Origin of the sequence: Maribacter forsetii DSM 18668 (genome assembly GCF_000744105.1) — a bacterium.
Lineage (GTDB): Bacteria > Bacteroidota > Bacteroidia > Flavobacteriales > Flavobacteriaceae > Maribacter > Maribacter forsetii.
This window is the reverse complement of the sequence record NZ_JQLH01000001.1, coordinates 3,733,568-3,751,038: the sequence shown is the minus strand read 5'-3', so window position 1 is coordinate 3,751,038 and position 17,471 is coordinate 3,733,568. Positions and strand designations below refer to the sequence as shown.

At 34.8% G+C, this 17,471-nt stretch carries 17 protein-coding genes; 7 read left to right on the top strand and 10 right to left on the bottom strand.

Annotation, left to right across the window (positions count from 1 at the left end; all coding sequences use genetic code 11):
• The first annotated feature begins 38 nt into the window (after positions 1-38).
• Positions 39-1,712: an alkaline phosphatase PafA gene (pafA, locus tag P177_RS15980; RefSeq protein WP_036156360.1), complete on the top strand. Its 1,674-nt coding sequence runs from the start codon at positions 39-41 to the stop codon at positions 1,710-1,712.
• A 1-nt stretch (position 1,713) separates the two neighbouring features.
• The gene (gene murI / locus P177_RS15975; RefSeq protein WP_036156358.1) at positions 1,714-2,502 is read left to right on the top strand and encodes a glutamate racemase; all 789 of its coding nucleotides are present in this window, start codon (positions 1,714-1,716) and stop codon (positions 2,500-2,502) included.
• Here the strand turns inward: murI and P177_RS15970 are convergent.
• Complete coding sequence (locus tag P177_RS15970) at positions 2,489-2,989, bottom strand: dihydrofolate reductase (RefSeq protein ID WP_036156356.1); 501 nt, start codon at positions 2,987-2,989, stop codon at positions 2,489-2,491. The genes murI and P177_RS15970 overlap by 14 nt on opposite strands.
• A 35-nt stretch (positions 2,990-3,024) precedes the next feature.
• Positions 3,025-3,402: a 2TM domain-containing protein gene (locus P177_RS15965; RefSeq protein WP_036156354.1), complete on the bottom strand. Its 378-nt coding sequence runs from the start codon at positions 3,400-3,402 to the stop codon at positions 3,025-3,027.
• Between the two features lie 54 nt (positions 3,403-3,456).
• Between P177_RS15965 and P177_RS15960 the strand changes: the two genes are divergently transcribed.
• Both P177_RS15960 and P177_RS15955 read left to right on the top strand, forming a co-directional pair.
• Positions 3,457-4,539, top strand: a complete 1,083-nt coding sequence (locus P177_RS15960; RefSeq protein ID WP_036156351.1) for an aminotransferase class V-fold PLP-dependent enzyme — start codon at positions 3,457-3,459, stop codon at positions 4,537-4,539.
• A gap of 150 nt (positions 4,540-4,689) precedes the next feature.
• Positions 4,690-4,986, top strand: a complete 297-nt coding sequence (locus tag P177_RS15955) for an isoamylase early set domain-containing protein (RefSeq protein ID WP_036156349.1) — start codon at positions 4,690-4,692, stop codon at positions 4,984-4,986.
• A 74-nt stretch (positions 4,987-5,060) separates the two neighbouring features.
• On the opposite strand, the gene egtD is transcribed toward P177_RS15955, so the two are convergent.
• The 8 genes from egtD to P177_RS15915 all read right to left on the bottom strand — a co-directional run bounded on the left by egtD (position 5,061) and on the right by P177_RS15915 (position 13,027).
• Positions 5,061-6,029: an L-histidine N(alpha)-methyltransferase gene (gene egtD, locus P177_RS15950; protein WP_036156347.1), complete on the bottom strand. Its 969-nt coding sequence runs from the start codon at positions 6,027-6,029 to the stop codon at positions 5,061-5,063.
• A 16-nt stretch (positions 6,030-6,045) separates the two neighbouring features.
• On the bottom strand, positions 6,046-7,206 hold the full coding sequence (gene egtB, locus P177_RS15945) for an ergothioneine biosynthesis protein EgtB (RefSeq protein WP_036156345.1): 1,161 nt from the start codon (positions 7,204-7,206) through the stop codon (positions 6,046-6,048).
• Positions 7,207-7,277: 71 nt separating this feature from the next.
• Positions 7,278-8,096 (bottom strand): energy transducer TonB, encoded by an 819-nt coding sequence (locus P177_RS19505; RefSeq protein WP_084684716.1) that lies wholly within the window; start codon positions 8,094-8,096, stop codon positions 7,278-7,280.
• A gap of 3 nt (positions 8,097-8,099) precedes the next feature.
• Positions 8,100-8,924 (bottom strand): thymidylate synthase, encoded by an 825-nt coding sequence (locus tag P177_RS15935; RefSeq protein ID WP_036156343.1) that lies wholly within the window; start codon positions 8,922-8,924, stop codon positions 8,100-8,102.
• A 169-nt stretch (positions 8,925-9,093) separates the two neighbouring features.
• On the bottom strand, positions 9,094-10,551 hold the full coding sequence (locus P177_RS15930; protein WP_036156341.1) for a NupC/NupG family nucleoside CNT transporter: 1,458 nt from the start codon (positions 10,549-10,551) through the stop codon (positions 9,094-9,096).
• 14 nt (positions 10,552-10,565) lie between these two features.
• Positions 10,566-11,195 (bottom strand): bifunctional nuclease family protein, encoded by a 630-nt coding sequence (locus P177_RS15925; RefSeq protein ID WP_036156338.1) that lies wholly within the window; start codon positions 11,193-11,195, stop codon positions 10,566-10,568.
• Between the two features lie 85 nt (positions 11,196-11,280).
• Positions 11,281-12,249: an electron transfer flavoprotein subunit alpha/FixB family protein gene (locus P177_RS15920; protein ID WP_036156336.1), complete on the bottom strand. Its 969-nt coding sequence runs from the start codon at positions 12,247-12,249 to the stop codon at positions 11,281-11,283.
• A 37-nt stretch (positions 12,250-12,286) separates the two neighbouring features.
• Positions 12,287-13,027, bottom strand: a complete 741-nt coding sequence (locus P177_RS15915) for an electron transfer flavoprotein subunit beta/FixA family protein (RefSeq protein WP_036156334.1) — start codon at positions 13,025-13,027, stop codon at positions 12,287-12,289.
• A 173-nt stretch (positions 13,028-13,200) separates the two neighbouring features.
• Between P177_RS15915 and P177_RS15910 the strand changes: the two genes are divergently transcribed.
• The 3 genes from P177_RS15910 to P177_RS15900 all read left to right on the top strand — a co-directional run bounded on the left by P177_RS15910 (position 13,201) and on the right by P177_RS15900 (position 17,386).
• Positions 13,201-14,178, top strand: a complete 978-nt coding sequence (locus tag P177_RS15910; RefSeq protein ID WP_036156332.1) for a pyruvate dehydrogenase complex E1 component subunit beta — start codon at positions 13,201-13,203, stop codon at positions 14,176-14,178.
• A gap of 106 nt (positions 14,179-14,284) precedes the next feature.
• Positions 14,285-16,786 (top strand): DUF5686 family protein, encoded by a 2,502-nt coding sequence (locus P177_RS15905; protein ID WP_036156330.1) that lies wholly within the window; start codon positions 14,285-14,287, stop codon positions 16,784-16,786.
• A 72-nt stretch (positions 16,787-16,858) separates the two neighbouring features.
• Entirely contained in the window at positions 16,859-17,386 is a 528-nt protein-coding gene (locus tag P177_RS15900; RefSeq protein WP_036156327.1) for an inorganic diphosphatase, read from the top strand.
• Positions 17,387-17,471 lie beyond the last annotated feature (85 nt).

Genomic DNA, 17,471 nt, shown 5'->3' with positions numbered 1-17,471 from the left:
GTGTAAATTATTTACATTTGTGCTACAATCCTATCTCAATGAAAATGAAAAATTATTTTGTTGCTTCTTTGTTAGTAAGCACCATGTTATTTGTAAGCGTATTAAGCGCACAAAAGAAAAATAAAGAAACCCGCAATGACAATCTTTTAAGGGTGAAGCCTAAATTGGTTGTAGGTATTGTAGTAGATCAAATGCGTTATGATTATTTAACTCGTTTTTATGATCACTTTGGAAATGACGGATTTAAAAGACTTGTTGAGCAAGGTTTTAATTGTAAGAATAATCATTTCAACTACGCGCCTACCAGTACAGGTCCTGGTCACACATCTGTGTATACCGGTACAACGCCTGCGGTACATGGCATTATTGGTAATAATTGGTATGATAAGGAATTAGATGCCAGTGTATATTGCGCAAGTGATGATACATATACTTCTGTTGGTACAACTGCAGATGAGGGTAAAATGTCTCCACATCGTATGGGAGTTACGACCATAACGGATGAAGTGCGTTTAAGTAGCCAAATGAAAGGCAAAACTATTGCTATTGCATTAAAGGATAGAGGTGCTGTGTTGCCTGGTGGGCATACAGCTAACGCAGCATATTGGTTTCATGGCGCAGATGAAGGTAATTGGATAACAAGTTCATTTTATATGACGCAATTGCCTAAATGGGTAAATGATTTTAATTCATCAGGTACAGCGCAATCATACAAGAAAGTATGGAATACCTTAAAAGATATTAAAGAATATAAAGAGAGCGGAACCGATAATAATTTATTTGAAGGTAAATTTGAGGGCGAAGCAACCACTTCATTTCCGCATAACCCTGCAGAACTTTTAGATAAGAATAAAAGTTTTGATATTATTAAGGCAACACCATTTGGTAATTCTTTGACTGCTGATTTTGCTATTGAAGCATTGAAGCAAGAGAATTTGGGTAAGGATGACATTACAGATTTTCTTGCAGTAAGTTTTTCAAGTACAGATTACGTAGGGCATATGTTCGGTGTTAACTCAAAAGAGATTCAAGATACGTACTTAAGATTAGATGCGGACTTGGCAAGACTGTTCAAGGCGTTGGATAAGAACGTGGGCGAAGGGGAGTATACCCTGTTTTTAACTGCGGATCATGGTGCTGTTGAGGTGCCAACCTATCTAAAAAGTGAAAAAATCCCTTCTGGATATGTGGACACAGCTGCTAATAAAAAAAGATTAAACGAGTTTTTGCAGTATAAATATGGTACTGAAGATATTATAAAAAACTATTCCAATGATCAAATATTCTTGGACCATAAAATAGTAAAGAATTTAGATCTTAGTTTGGCAGACGTACAAGTTGAAATAGCTCAAGAAGTTTTGGGTTATGATGCAATAGATAGGGTGTATACTGCAAGTCAAATGTGGTCTAACAACTACACATCAGGTATTCCATATATACTTCAGAACGGTTATAATCAAAAGAGATCTGGTGACGTGTTGGTAGTGTTAAAACCAGGGTATATTTCATACAGTACAACTGGTTCTACACATGGGTCACCTCAAATATATGATACGCATGCACCATTATTGTTTTATGGTAAAGGTATAAAGTCTGGTTCAACGGTTAACAGAACAGAAATACCAGATATCGCGCCAACTATTTCTGCTTTGTTGGGAATATCTTTTCCAAACGGTACAACTGGTAAACCTATAACCGAGGTGATAAAATAATATGGATGACAGGGGCGTAGGTATTTTTGACTCAGGTATTGGGGGAACATCTATTTGGGGAGAAATTCAAGAACTTTTACCCTTAGAGGAGTGTATTTATTTGGCAGATAGCAAGAATGCACCCTATGGAGAAAAACCAGAAGAAAAAATTCTAGCGCTCAGTATAAAGAATACGGAATTCTTGTTAAGCAAGGGGTGTAAATTAATAGTCGTTGCCTGCAATACGGCAACGACCAATGCAATAGATTATTTAAGGGAAAATTACAACGTTCCCTTTATAGGTATAGAACCTGCAATAAAACCTGCGGCTATAAATTCAAAATCCAAGATTGTAGGTGTTTTGGCTACAAAAGGAACCTTGTCAAGTAGTTTGTTTCATAGTACTTCTAAAAATCATGCGGCAGGTATTACCATATTGGAGCAGCGAGGTACAGGCTTGGTTGAAATGATTGAAAATGGTCATCTTGAAAGTGAAGAATTGTACCTTCTCTTAGAAAGTTATATTATGCCAATGCTAGAAAAAGGAATGGATTATCTGGTGTTAGGCTGTACGCATTACCCATACTTAATTCCCTTATTACAAAAAATGTTGCCAGAAAATGTTACTATAATAGACTCAGGTCAGGCAGTGGCAAGACAGACTAAATCAGTGCTGGAGCAAAATAATTTATTAACCAATTCCAATGAGTTGGGAACGCATCAATTTTTCACTAATGGAGATGAGAAAGTGCTAGCTTCCATTTTAAGTCCGGCAAAAGTCAAACATTCTGTATCCTTTAAAGATTTTTAAGGGCCGTTTCTTTTTTTACGTAAGTTAAATAGGTAAAAGAAAGCTTGTGCTTTTCATCTGTTGGGTGAAATTCTTGTTTCGTCAGCATCCAATAATTCTCATCTATTTCTGGAAAGAAAGTATCGGCATCTTCAAAAGAACCATGAACTCTGGTAAGCTCAATTTTGTCAGATTCCTTTTCACCTTGCTTATATATTTCTCCACCTCCAATTATAAATGCAATTTCGTTTTCAACTAAATTTATGGCTTCGTCAAGAGAATGAACCACTATACATTGATCGAATTCAACACTGTAGTCCTTGTCTCTGGTAATAATAATGTGTGTTCTGTTTGGTAACGGCTTTGGAAAACTCTCATATGTTTTTCTACCCATTATAATTTTGTGCCCAGAGGTTAGTTTTTTGAACCTTTTAAAATCATCTGGTAAATGCCATAGTAGATCATTGTCTTTGCCTAATGCATTATTTTCTGCAGCGGCAGCTATCATTATAAGTGTTCTCAAAGCAATTTTTTTTTAGGTTCTTACTTAATTGATAAAGGTGGTGTTATTTCCTGTTCAATTTCTTTCTCCATTTCGGCAATGCGTTTCTTTTGCTTCTCAACCAATTTCTCTCGTTGAGCGCGCTCCCAATCGGTGCCCATGAATTTATTAGTAATAAAAACGTTGAAAACATGAAGAACAAATAAAAAGCCCCAAAAAGTAATTGCCCAAACGAACCAATTATATTCTTGTCCGTATTTTAATATTTTATTGATAAGGACCAAGAAGACGCTACCTACTAAAAAGACTACAAAATGCGTATAAAGACGTTTCTTTTGTTTCACTCTTTTTTGAGCGTTCTCTAACAGCTCATGCTGTTCTAAATCTAATTTGGAGGTATTTTTATTTCTAGAAAACATACTCTTCCTATCTTTGGTATAAAGATACAGCAATTGTAGTATACCCTATAACCAATGGAAAAAATTAGAAAGGAATTCCCAGTTTTAAGAAAAGGTATTTATGCGAACACCGCAGTGTATGGTTTGCTATATGATTCTTTATTAGAATGGCGTCAAGAGCATGATTTAGACTTTCTAATAGATGGTAGCGATATGCGCGAAAAGTCTTTAAAAGTAATATCAGATACACGTTCTGCCATTGGTAAGTTCTTTAACTGCAAACGACAGAATGTTGCATTAGTCAGTAATTTTTCATCAGGACTCAATATTTTGCTAGAAGGATTGGATGAGGATAAAAAGGTGTTACTTGTAGAGAATGATTATCCTTCTCTTAATTGGAGTTTTGAAAATAGAGATTTTGAGGTGTCTTATATAGCACAGACTACTGATTTAGAAGAGCGAATTAAAGAAGCCGTATCCAACCAAAAAATTGATGTCCTTGCCTTGAGCTTGGTTCAGTGGTTAGACGGATTTACAATTGATTTGGATTTCTTGAAGGAATTAAAAAAAGATAATCCCAAATTAATTATCATGGTAGATGGTACCCAGTTTTGTGGCAGTGCTAGTTTTGATTTTGATAATTCTGGAATTGACGTTCTGGGAGCTAGTGCGTATAAATGGTTATTGGCTGGTTATGGTAATGGTTTTATGTTATTCTCAGATCAAGTTAAGAATGAATTTGCCATAAATAATATAGGTTTTAATGCGGCAGATGGTGATTTCGATAAAAAAACTGAAATTAGGTTTGCCAAGAAATTTGAACCTGGTCATTTATCTTCATTGATTTTTGGAAGCTTGAAGTATTCTATTGATTTCTTTGAAAGAATAGGGATGGATAAGATTACGACACATAATCGTAGGTTGGCAAAGAAGGCAAAGTCTGAATTTGAAAAATTAGGTCTGTTATCCGATGAAATTAAAAATAGAAAAGAACATAGTACCATTTTCAATATTAAAGCGGATGACGCTACTTTTCAAAAATTGAAAGATAACGATGTATTTTGTGCACAACGTGGTAATGGTGTAAGGTTAAGTTTTCATTTCTACAATACGGAAGCAGAGATAGATGCCATTGTTAAAATTTTAAAAACAAGCTAACGGTATTCGTAATAAAGAATTTTTTTATCCTTAAATTTTGTTGTGCATCTAAAAAAAGGATTATTATTAAGGATTTGATAAAAATACCTTAAGTATTGTAAATGAGTGTTTTATTGTGCTAGTTTTGCTTAAAATATTAAATTTAATATCATGGCAATTGCAAAAAAATATTTAAAGACTAAGCCAGTTTGTAAGGTTACTTTTACAGTGCCTACAGACGATGCAAAGAAAGTAGCTGTAGTAGGCGATTTCAATAATTGGAATGCTAAGAAGAGCGCTTTAAAAAAACAAAAGAACGGTACTTTCAAAGGAACATTTGATCTGCCAAAAGAGAATTCTTTTGAGTTTAAATATATTGTAGATGGTGAATATGTAAATGATGGTGAAGCAGATCGTTACCAATGGAATGATTTTGCTGGTTCTGAAAATGCTGTTTTAGAATTGTAGAATAATCATACTGATATAAAAAAAGCCTGCTATTTTTAATAGCAGGCTTTTTTATGAGATTTATGTATCTAAAATCAAGATTTTTTAAACACACAATTTTTATATCCATATGCTTTAGATTCGTACTCTGTGGTCATTTGCAGTCCAGATTCATTGGCTAACCATGAAATGATTTCGTCATCATATTTTTGTGAAATTTCTGTGTGTATGGTTTCCCATTGGTTGAAATTAACCGTTAAATCAAGTTTGTCAATTTTTACTGTTTGTTCGGTCTTAGAGACTAAGTAGCTTTTAGCAGATCCTGTTTCTGGGTTGTACACTTCCCAATGTAAAAAATGGTCTAAGTTAAAATCTGCATTAAGCTCTGTATTTATTCTAGCCAGAACATTTTTATTGAATGCTGCAGTAACACCTTCTGGGTCATTATAAGCATCTAATATGGTCTGCGGATTTTTCTTTTGGTCAAATCCCATAAAAAGTAAATCGTTCGGTTGCATTAGTTTCTGAATCTTATTCATGAAACCAACTGCTTGATCGTGTTCTAAATTGCCAATATTAGACCCTAAGAATAAAATGATTTTTCTGTTCTTACGGTTATTAATTTCTTTTAGCGCTTCAAAGTAGGTGCCTTGAAAAGGCTGAACATTGATTTTTGGTAATTCTTTTTCAATAGAATTATGAAGTTGGTTCAACGCATTGTCACTAATATCTATAGGCACATATGTGAAATCTATATTCTTGTCGCTGAATTCTTTTAATAAAATTTTAGTCTTTTTACCATCTCCTGCTCCAAGTTCTATTAAATCAAAGGAACCAAAACCGGTGAACAATTCGGTAATTTCTTCTTTATTACTTTCAAGGATTTCATACTCACAATCAGTAAGATAGTAAGTTGGCATCGCCATAATATCTTGAAAAAGCTTATCGCCTTTCTTATCGTAAAAATATTTTGAGGAGAGGTGTTTAGGGGAATCGGTTAATCCAGAATAAACCTCTTTTTCAAATTCAGTTGAAACAACTGGTACTGTTTTAGTGTCTTGCATAATTAGTATGTCGTAATTATTTGGCTAACCTTATTCCGGTGAACTGCCATTTTAAGTCTGTTGGGAAAAAATTGCGATACGTATGTCTAGCATGTTTGCTGGGTGTGGCTATAGAGCTTCCTCTAAGAACTTTCTGGTTAACCATAAATTTACCGTTATACTCGCCTAATGCGCCATCTACTTTTTTGTAGTTGGGGTAGGGTAGGTACGCACTTTCGGTCCATTCCCATCGTTGTCCCCAATTGAAAAGGTTCTGTGCAGCTTCCCACTCAAATTCGGTAGGTAGACGGCATCCTTTAAATTGTGCAAAGGCAAATGCTTCAAAATAAGAAATATGGGTAACAGGAGCCTCTAAATCAACTTCAGTTAATCCTTTAAGGCTATAATAATGCCAAATTCCGTCAATTTCGTGCCAGTATAATGGAGCGTTTACTTGATTTTGTTGAACCCAATCCCATCCAGCGGCATGCCAAAGGTCAAAACGTTTGTAACCATCCGATTTTATAAATTCAATATACTCTTCATTGGTAACTAGTTTGTTTGATATTTGATAATCATGTAGGTATACTTTGTGTCTCCCTAATTCATTGTCAAAACAAAAGTCTGTAGAATTATGACCTATTTCATAAATGCCTTCGCTCATCGAAATCCAGTTTTGAGGGTATTTTTCAATAGTGAATTCCTCAAAAGAGTTCGTGTATTTTGGTAAAAGCGGATTGTTGCCTAGAATATATTTAATATCCGTTAGTAGTAATTCCTGGTGTTGTTTCTCGTGATGAATCCCTATTTCAAGAACTTCTAATAGTGTTTGGTCATTATTTGATTCTAGCAATTTGTTCATTGCTTGGGTTACGTAGCTACGGTATTCATAAACCTTTTTTACTGAAGGTCTAGAAAGGTTGCCACGATTGGCACGTACAACTCGTTTGCCAACGGTTTCATAGTAGCTATTGAATACAAAAGAAAAATCTTCATCAAAAACCTGATAAGTTGTATCGTAGTTTTTTAGAATGAATTCTTCAAAAAACCAGGTAGTATGCCCTAAGTGCCATTTTGGCGGTGAGACGTCTATAATGGGTTGTACCACATAATCTTCAATTTCAAGAGGTTTGCAAATAACCTCAGTATGCTCCCTAGTTTCTAAAAAGAAATCTATGAGCGTATCAGTACTAACCATAAGAACAATTTTATTGAAAGATAATTAAAATTGAACTACTGGGTTTAATCCGATTAATATAGAAATTAATGCTATTGCAGCTTAAAGGTTATAGGAATTGAATATGGAAACGTTTTAGGAGAACCATTTTGGCTTCCTGGTTGAAGTTTTGGTAGCAAAGAAATAATTCTTATAGCTTCATTTTCTAAAATAGGAGATGGACCTTTTGTCTTAATGTTGCCGATATTGCCTTCTTTGTCAATAGTAAACATGATACTTACTCTGCCGCTTATTCTTTTTGCAATAGCTTCTTTTGGGTAATTAAAGTGAGAGCCAATATGCTGTTGCATAAGTGAATTAAAGGTTCTTCTATCCGTTAGATCATCTACCCTTGCCTGATTTGGAAATAAAGGAACTTCTTCAATAATACCACCTGTGAAAGTAGAACTACTATCTAAAGGAATTTTTTTTAATAGATTATCGTTTGTAAGGTAATCGTAATTCAAGACGTATTTAGGTCTATTCTTTATAGGTTTTTTATTGTCGACTCTTAAAATATTTAAGTTGGCGATTCTTTTATTTAGTTCTTTATAGAATTTTTTATTAAGTTTTTTATCATTTACAGAAGTATAAATTCTTTCCTCATTAATTTGATTCAAGTCATTTAGACTGAAAATGACACAAGTTTTTAAAGTATCTATTTCCTGATTTCTTTTTTTGAATAAATCTTCTATTACATCAAGAACTTCATTTTCAATTTTAAGACTTAAGCAATCATTTTTATCTAAAGCATCTGCACACTCATCAATTATTATTTCTTCTTGTGGAAAATAAATAGAATCATCTTGAGAAAAACAATTCATTGAAATGAAAGTACAAACGATAAGTAAAATAGATGCTTTTATTTTCATAGTTTAAACAGCTACCGCCCCTTTTATATGAGGATGCGGATTATAATCCTCTAATGAAAAGTCTTCGAATTTAAAGTCGAAAATATCTTTCACATCAGGATTTATTTTCATTTTTGGCAATGCTCTAGGCTCTCTGCTTAGTTGCAATTCAACCTGCTCCATATGATTATTGTAAATATGGGCATCACCGAAAGTATGAATAAAATCTCCAGCTTCGTAGCCACAAACTTGCGCCATCATCATGGTAAATAAAGCATAAGATGCAATATTGAAGGGCACTCCTAAAAAGATGTCTGCACTACGTTGGTATAATTGGCAAGATAATTTTCCGTCTGCCACATAAAATTGAAAGAATGCATGGCAGGGTGGTAAAGCAGCTTTGCCGTTAGCTACATTCTCTGAAAAAGACTTGGATGTATCTGGTAAAACACTAGGGTTCCAAGCGGAAACTAACATTCTTCTGCTGTTAGGATTAGTTTTTAAAGAATGAATTACCTCTTTTATTTGATCAATCCCATCATCGTTCCAATTACGCCATTGATGCCCGTAAACCGGACCAAGATCTCCGTTTTCATCTGCCCATTCGTTCCAAATGCGAACACCGTTCTCTTGTAAATACTTAATATTGGTATCACCTTTTAAAAACCAAAGTAATTCATACACTATAGATTTTAAATGTAATTTTTTGGTGGTTACCATGGGAAAACCTTCGCTGAGGTCAAAACGCATTTGATACCCAAAAACACTTTTGGTTCCTGTACCTGTACGGTCACCTTTTTGATTTCCTTCAGCTAATACGTGATTAAGTAAGTCGTGGTATTGTTTCATAAGAATAAAGCTCCTGCACAGCCCTATACATAGAACTTTTGCGGAGTAATGATTTTTGTTACTTCAAAAATAAAGAAAGATGATATGTAAAACAGAGGAATAACTTCTCAGTTATCAATAATTATCAACGAAATAATAAGTATTCCCCTTTTGGGGGCTAAGGGGCTTTTTACCCTAAAATCATACCTGCGATAGTTGCAGAAAGTAATGATGCTAAAGAACCGCCTAAAACTGCTTTCATTCCAAATTCGGATAACGTTTTTCTTTGCCCTGGAGCAAGAGATCCAATACCGCCAATTTGAATACCAATAGAAGCAAAGTTTGCAAAGCCACATAGCATAAATGTTGCCATTATTACTGATTTGTTATAGGTCAAATGTGTAGCGCTTGCCATATCTTTTAGCTCTATAAGTTGAGTGTATCCAACAAATTCACTGGCAACAAGTTTAATTCCTAGTAGTTGGCCCATGAGCATAATATCTTCATTGGCTACCCCTATTATCCACATTAATGGAGCGAATATGGTTCCTAGAATTGCTTCTAAGGAAAACCTTTCAAAACTAGTATTGTTTGCTACCCATTCATTTAATCCTGTTAAATCTCCTGTAAATTCGAATATACCGTTAATCATAGCTATAAATGCAACAAATACTAATAGCATAGCCCCTACATTAACCGCTAATTTTAAACCTTCTGTTGTTCCGTTGGCAATTGCATCTAATATGTTTGCGCCAATTTTTTCAGTAGATACTTCTACATTGGTGTCTATTTCTTCGGTTTGTGGGTATAGTATTTTTGATATTACTATGGCTCCAGGAGCAGCCATTACGGATGCAGCTAAAAGGTGTTTAGCAAAGATTAAACGTAATTCTGAATCATCTCCACCTAAAAATCCTATATATGCAGCAAGTACAGCACCAGCTAATGTTGACATACCACCAATCATTACCAATAAAATCTCAGACTTTGTCATTTTCTCTAAATATGGCTTAATCAATAATGGAGCTTCTGTTTGCCCCAAAAATATATTGCCAGCAATACTTAAGCTCTCAGCACCTGAAATGCCTAATGATTTTGATAGAAGCCAAGCAAGCGTTTTGACTACTTTTTGAATTATACCTAAGTAAAATAATACAGAGGTCAGAGCAGAAAAGAAGATGATTGTTGGTAATACCTGAAAAGCAAATATGTAGCCAAATGTATCCATGTCCGAAACAAGGCCTTTAAAAATAAACTCACTTCCTTTGGTGGTAAATTCTAATATCTTAACAAAAACTTTTCCTATAGAATCAAAAATTTTCTCAACCCAACTTACTTTTAATACACCAATAGCAATTATAAGTTGTATTGAAAGACCAATACCAACAGTTTTCCAATTAATTGCTTTTCTATTGGAGCTAAACAAAAAAGATATAAATATTAAAACAGCCATCCCTAAAATTCCTCTCCATAAACTGTGAATGGAAAACCCTGCAACAGGAACTATTTGATCTACAGGATTGGAAATATCTTCAACAATACTATTTGGTGTTAATGTAGATAAGCTATCTTGAATAACGGCATCTTGAGAAAAAGCAGAAAACGAAAAAATAAAACATATAAATACAACCCAACCCCAATTCTTCATGCAAATCTCTTTAATTAATTACGTTTAGAGATTTCATCTCTCAGTTTTGCCGCCTTTTCGTAGTCTTCGTTGATGACTGCCTTTTTTAATTCTGCTTCCAATTCATCTATAGTAAGTTCGGTATACCCGTCTGATGCACCGGATTCTATTTCTATAGTTTCCCCTTCTTGCAAGATTTCATCGACCATAATACTGTCATCGTTATCTTTTTGGTCTTTCTCTTTAGAAGAGAATTTCAAGAAAATACCGGCTTTGTCCAATATCGTTTTATATGTAAAAATGGGAGCATTGAAACGTAATGCCAAAGCAATGGCATCACTAGTTCTTGCATCTATAATTTCTTCGATACCATCTCTCTCGCAGATAATACTGGAGTAAAATACACCATCTACCAATTTATGAATAATCACCTGTTTGATAACGATATCAAACCGGTCAGAGAAGTTTTTAAAAAGGTCATGCGTAAGTGGTCTTGGGGGTTTGATCTCTTTCTCTAAAGCAATTGCAATAGACTGAGCTTCAAAAGCGCCAATGACTATAGGTAATTTTCTGTCGCCTTCAACCTCGTTCAAAATAAGAGCATATGCCCCATTCTGAGTTTGGCTGTAAGAGATACCTTTTATTTTTAATCGTACTAGACTCATAGGATTTTAACTAAAAAAGGCTGTTCGAATACTTGGGGCTCCAACTATCCGAACAGCCCTTTAAGGGGCACAAAATAACAAAAATTTAGCCGTTTTGCGCTTTAAAATCCTTTAATTTTTCAATCAATTGAGGAACAACTTCAAAGGCGTCTCCAACAATACCGTAATCAGCTGCTTTAAAGAAAGGAGCTTCAGGATCATTATTGATCACAACTTTGGTTTTAGAAGCACTTACGCCTGCTAAATGTTGAATTGCTCCAGAAATACCGATAGCGATGTAAAGATTACTTGCTACGGGCTTTCCTGTTTGTCCTACGTGCTCACCGTGCGGTCTCCATCCAAGGTCGGATACGGGTTTTGAACATGCAGTTGCAGCACCTAAAACATCAGCTAATTCTTCAATCATTCCCCAGTTTTCTGGACCTTTCATTCCTCTACCTGCAGAAACGACTATATCGGCATCGGCAATAGTAGCCTTACCAACAACTTTATCGATTTCAACAGATTTGGTGTCATTTGTCGCTGCATTTGAAGCTGCGCCTATTTCTTCAACAGAAATATCCGTTTTGTTTTCATGAGCACCAAAAGCATTGTTAGATACACCTACTATTTTAATATCGGTATCTATTTGCGTGTGTGCAAAACCTTTGTTACTGAAGGCGGTTCTCTTTACTGTAAATGGCGATGTGCTATCTGGAGCTTGAACTACATTAGGTGCGTAACCTGCAGATAATTTTGCCGATAACAATGGTGCTAAATACTTTGTATCTGTGCTAGAGCTTAAAATAACCACTTTGGCATCTGTGCTCTTTACGGCTTCAGCAATAGAAGAGGCATATGATCCAGCATTGAAAGTTGCAAGAGCATCATCCTTTACATTAATTACTTTTGAAACTCCGTATTCACCCAGCGATTCGTTCTCAGTGCTATTGAAAGCAATAGCGGTAACAGTTGTACCCATCATTTGGGCAACTGCAGAAGCGTAAGAGGCAACCTCGAAAGCATTCTTTTTAAATTTTCCTTGTTCTGATTCTGTATATACTAAAACTGACATCTTTTTTGTTTTTAATTATTACCTATTATATAGGTTATTAAATGACTTTGGCTTCATTATGTAGTAGATCAACCAATTGATCTACACTGTCGGCAAGTTTAACTTGACCTTTTGGAGCCGGTTTGTCGAATTTTTTGTCTTCGGTAGCTTTAATAGCATCTACAGGTTCAACAACCGTTAATGCCTTTTTTCTTGCCATCATAATACCACGCATATTAGGAATACGAAGATCACTTTCTTCAACAAGACCTTTTTGGCCACCTACTACTAAAGGTAGAGAGCTGCTCAACTTTTCTTTTCCTCCGTCTATTTCTCTAACTGCAGTAACATTATTACCGTCAATTTCAAGACTAATACATGAATTGATGAAATTCATATTTGTCAAAGAAGCTAAAATTCCAGGTACCATTCCGCCATTGTAATCAATAGATTCTCTACCGCCAATAACTAAATCATAACCACCGTTTTTGACAATTTCTGCTAATTGTTGAGCAACAGAAAATCCGTCTGTAGGTTCTGTATTAATTCTAAAAGCTTCATCTGCGCCAATAGCAAGTGCCTTACGCATTGTGGGTTCAACAGTTGGTCCGCCAACAGTAGCAATATGCACTGTAGCGCCTTGTTTTTCTTTAAACCACATAGCTCTTGTTAATCCGAATTCATCATTCGGGTTAATTACAAACTGTACACCATTGGTGTCAAATTTTGTATCGCCATCCGTGAAATTTATTTTAGACGTAGTGTCTGGTACATTACTTATGCAAACTAATATCTTCATGTTTAAAAAACTTTATATCAATGGTGACGAAGATAGCTAATAAAATCCGAATTTACTATGCATGCATAGTAAATTTTATAACTTTTTTTAAATAAGTCATTCTATTTTTTGACATTATATTTCCTATTTTTGCTTGCTTTCTAGCATATAACAAAGAATAATATTTACCATACATGAAAACACTACAATTTAGGCAAGCAATAGCCGAGGCCATGTCCGAAGAAATGAGGAAGGATGAATCTATCTATTTAATGGGTGAAGAGGTAGCGGAATACAATGGCGCATATAAGGCTTCCAAAGGGATGTTGGACGAGTTTGGTCCTAAGAGGGTTATTGATACTCCAATATCAGAACTTGGTTTTGCAGGAATAGGTGTTGGTTCTACCATGACGGGGAATAGACCTATTATAGAGTTCATGACTTTCAACTTTGCGTTGGTAGGTATAGATCAAATTATAAACAATGCTGCTAAGATCAGACAAATGTCCGGTGGGCAATTTCCTTGTCCTATAGTATTTAGAGGACCTACAGCTTCTGCAGGTCAATTGGCGGCAACGCACTCACAAGCTTTTGAGAGTTGGTACGCTAACTGCCCGGGATTAAAAGTAGTGGTACCTTCTAATCCGGCAGACGCAAAAGGATTATTAAAAGCGGCTATACGTGATAATGATCCAGTAATATTTATGGAGTCTGAGCAAATGTATGGTGATAAAGGTGAAGTGCCAGAGGGTGACTACACTATTCCATTAGGGGTGGCAGACATTCGTAGAGAAGGTAAAGATGTTACTATCGTTTCTTTTGGTAAGATTATCAAGGAAGCTGATAAAGCTGCAGATGAATTAGAGAAAGAAGGAATTAGCTGTGAGATCATTGATTTACGTACGGTAAAGCCATTGGATTACGAAGCTATTTTAAAATCAGTTAAGAAAACGAACCGATTGGTAGTATTAGAGGAAGCTTGGCCATTTGGTAACGTAGCAACTGAAATTACATATCATATACAAGCACATGCATTTGATTATTTAGATGCTCCTGTTGTTAAGATAAACACGGCAGATACGCCAGCACCATATTCTCCTGTATTATTAGAGGAGTGGTTACCAAACCATAAAGATGTGGTAAACGCTGTTAAAAAAGTTTTATACAAATAAAAGTATACTTTTGTAAAGTACCTTAGCTTCTCCGACCAAGTCTGGAGAAGCTTTTTTTATTGGTATGTTATTTACGACTAGAATTTTTATTGAACGACGTTTTTTAATGAGAGGAATATTTTTCACATTTTTAAGTCTATGTTTCTTCATAGCTCAAGGTCAGACCAAAATTGGGGGTATTGTCATTGACGAGCAAGGCGATCCTGTTTCCTTTGCGAATGTATTCTTTAAAAATTCTACTGAGGGTACCATTACTAATGATGATGGTAGGTTTTATCTAGAGTCTGAAAATGAATATACTACTGTTGTTATATCATTTATTGGCTATACGGATTATGAACTTCAGTTAGATGCTAAAGTTGCCTATGATCTAAAAATAACCATGGTAGAGGCTGCTGAACAGTTAAATGAGGTGGTTTTAATAGCGGGTAAACAATCTAAAAAGAATAATCCTGCAGTAGATATTCTCCGTAAAATCTGGGAAAAGAAGCGTCAAAACGGGGTTAGGCAGTTTAATCAATATGCTTTTGATAAGTATGAAAAGGTTGAATTCGATTTAAATACTATTGATAGTTCATTAATAAAAAGTAAACTCTTTAAAGGTTTAGAGTTTGTATTCCAAGATTTAGATACTTCTAGAATTACCGGTAAAACCTATTTACCCATTTTCTTGAATGAGACTTTTTCTAAAATATATGGTGATAATAAGCTTAAAGAAGAGAAAGAAGAAGTTTTAGGAAATAAGAATTCCGGTTTTGAAAACAACCAAGCTATAATTGCGTTTGTACAAGATTTATATCAGGAATATGATGTCTATAATAATTACTTAAAATTCTTCGATAAAAGTTTTACTAGTCCCTTATCAAAAACAGGTGTTGATGTGTATAATTATGCCCTTAGGGATAGTGCATTTATAGATAATAAGTGGTGCTATAATATTGTCTACTATCCACGTCGTAAAAATGAACTGACCTTTAAAGGCGATTTTTGGGTGAATGATTCTACTTGGGCGGTAAAAAATATCAATTTACAGGTTACCAAAAGTGCTAATATCAACTGGGTTAAAGAAATCTATATTGAACAAGATTTCGAGGTAATGAACGATTCTGTGTTTCTCCTGAAACGAGATTATATGTTGAGTGATTTCAGTTTCAATAAAAAAGAAGAATCACGCGGGCTCTATGGTAAGCGAACCTCTGTGTATGATAACTATGAGTTCGATAAAGTGAAGCCTAAAGAGGTGTATAGAAAAGATCGTAATCCTTTAGATGTAACCCAGATTATAAGAGAAGATTCATTTTGGGAAAAGAATAGGTTAGAGAGTTTAAATAAAGACGAACAGGGTATTTATAAATTGCTAGATACACTTAAAACGGTTCCTAAATTTAAAACATATTACAATTTTGTAAGTATTTTAGGTTCAGGATATGTTGAAGTCGATAAATGGAATTTAGATTTAGGGTCTGTCTATGATTTCTTTGGATATAATACTGCTGAAGGAGCAAGGATTCGACTAGGTGCAAGAACTTACTATGGTCAAAATGACCTTTGGCGTGTAGAAGGTTATACGGCATACGGCTTCAAAGATCACAAATTCAAACACGGTTTGGCCGGTAAGATGCTTCTGGATCAGAATAGCAGGTTAATAGTCTCTGGTGGTAATCGTAGGGATATAGAGCAGCTGGGTGTCAGCTTAACAGCAACAAATGATGTTTTGGGTAGAAGTATAGCATCTTCATCTTTATTGACCGTAGGGGCAAACAATAGACTTACAAATATTAATTTAAGTGCCCTTAATTTTGAAATAGAACCATTGACCAATTTAAAATTATCTGTAGGTGGTACGTTTAGAACTTTGAGTTCTGCGTTGCCTAATGATTTTAGTTTGGATTATGTAAATCCAGAATCTCCAACAGGTGTTTCTTCAGAGATAAGACAATTCGATTTTAATGCCCTGGTGCTCTACACGCCCGGCAAGAAAACAATTGGGTTTGGTGTAGAGCGTAGAGATGTCAATGATACATATAGTACTTTATTGCTAAATTACACCAAAGGGACAAAAGGAGTGTTGAATAGTGATTTCGATTACAGTAAACTCCAATTTTCATATAGCCAACCATGGCAACTAGGTGGTTTTGGTAGATTGTTGAGTACAGTAGAATTAGGTAAAACATTTGGCGAAGTACCTTTAGGACTTTTAAGTGTAGTGCCGGGTAACCAAACCTTTTTCTCTAACTATGGTACATTTCCCAATTTAGATTTTTACGAGTTTGTAACAGATACTTACGCAGCGGTACATTTGCAACATAATTTCAATGGTCGTTTCTTCTCTAGAATCCCATTTTTAAGAAAATATAACTTAAGGGAAATTGTTGCCTTGCGTGGCGTATGGGGAGATTTGTCTGATGAGAATATAGCTTTGAGCGCACCTGCAACGGTAAATACACCGTTACGTGCGCCATCGGAAAAAATATACTATGAGTATTCTTTTGGGATAGGAAACATCTTTAAAGTATTCAGATTAGATTTCAATTTTAGAGGAAATTATTTAGAAAATCCCGATGCAAGAAAGTTCGGAGTTACAGGAACTTTTGGATTTGTCTTTTAATTCGATTAATTTTTACAATTATAACTAATAAGTAACGTTTCATAACAAACTAGAATTTAAACAACTTTTAATATGGCAGCAGCAAAAGGATTGACCTTTGATGTTTTAATAGAAATTCCGAAAGGAAGTAGAAACAAATACGAATACGACTTCGATTTACATAAAATTCGTTTTGATCGTATGTTATTTTCTTCAATGATGTATCCAGGTGATTACGGATTCATTCCTGAAACTTTAGCATTGGATAAAGATCCATTAGATGTTTTGGTAATGGGAACGGAGCCTACTTACCCAATGACGGTAATGGAGGTAAAACCAATAGGAGTTTTCCACATGACAGATGAAAAAGGACCAGATGAGAAAATTATCTGTGTACCGGTTTCTGATCCAATTTGGAGTAATAATAATGACATTAGCGATTTAAATCCGCATAGATTAAAGGAAATAGAACATTTCTTTCAAGTATATAAAGATTTAGAAGAGAAAAAAGTAGATACAGGTGGATGGAGCGATGCTGCGAAAGCGGTAGAGATTTACCATGAATGTGTTGAAAGATATGATAATAGTGAGCACAAAGCGAAGCGCACTTTTATGATATAAATAATATTTTACCTTATTTGAGCCACTTTTTCTAAGAAAAAGTGGCTTTTTTTATTCTATTCTAATTTACTACATTAGTTGATCT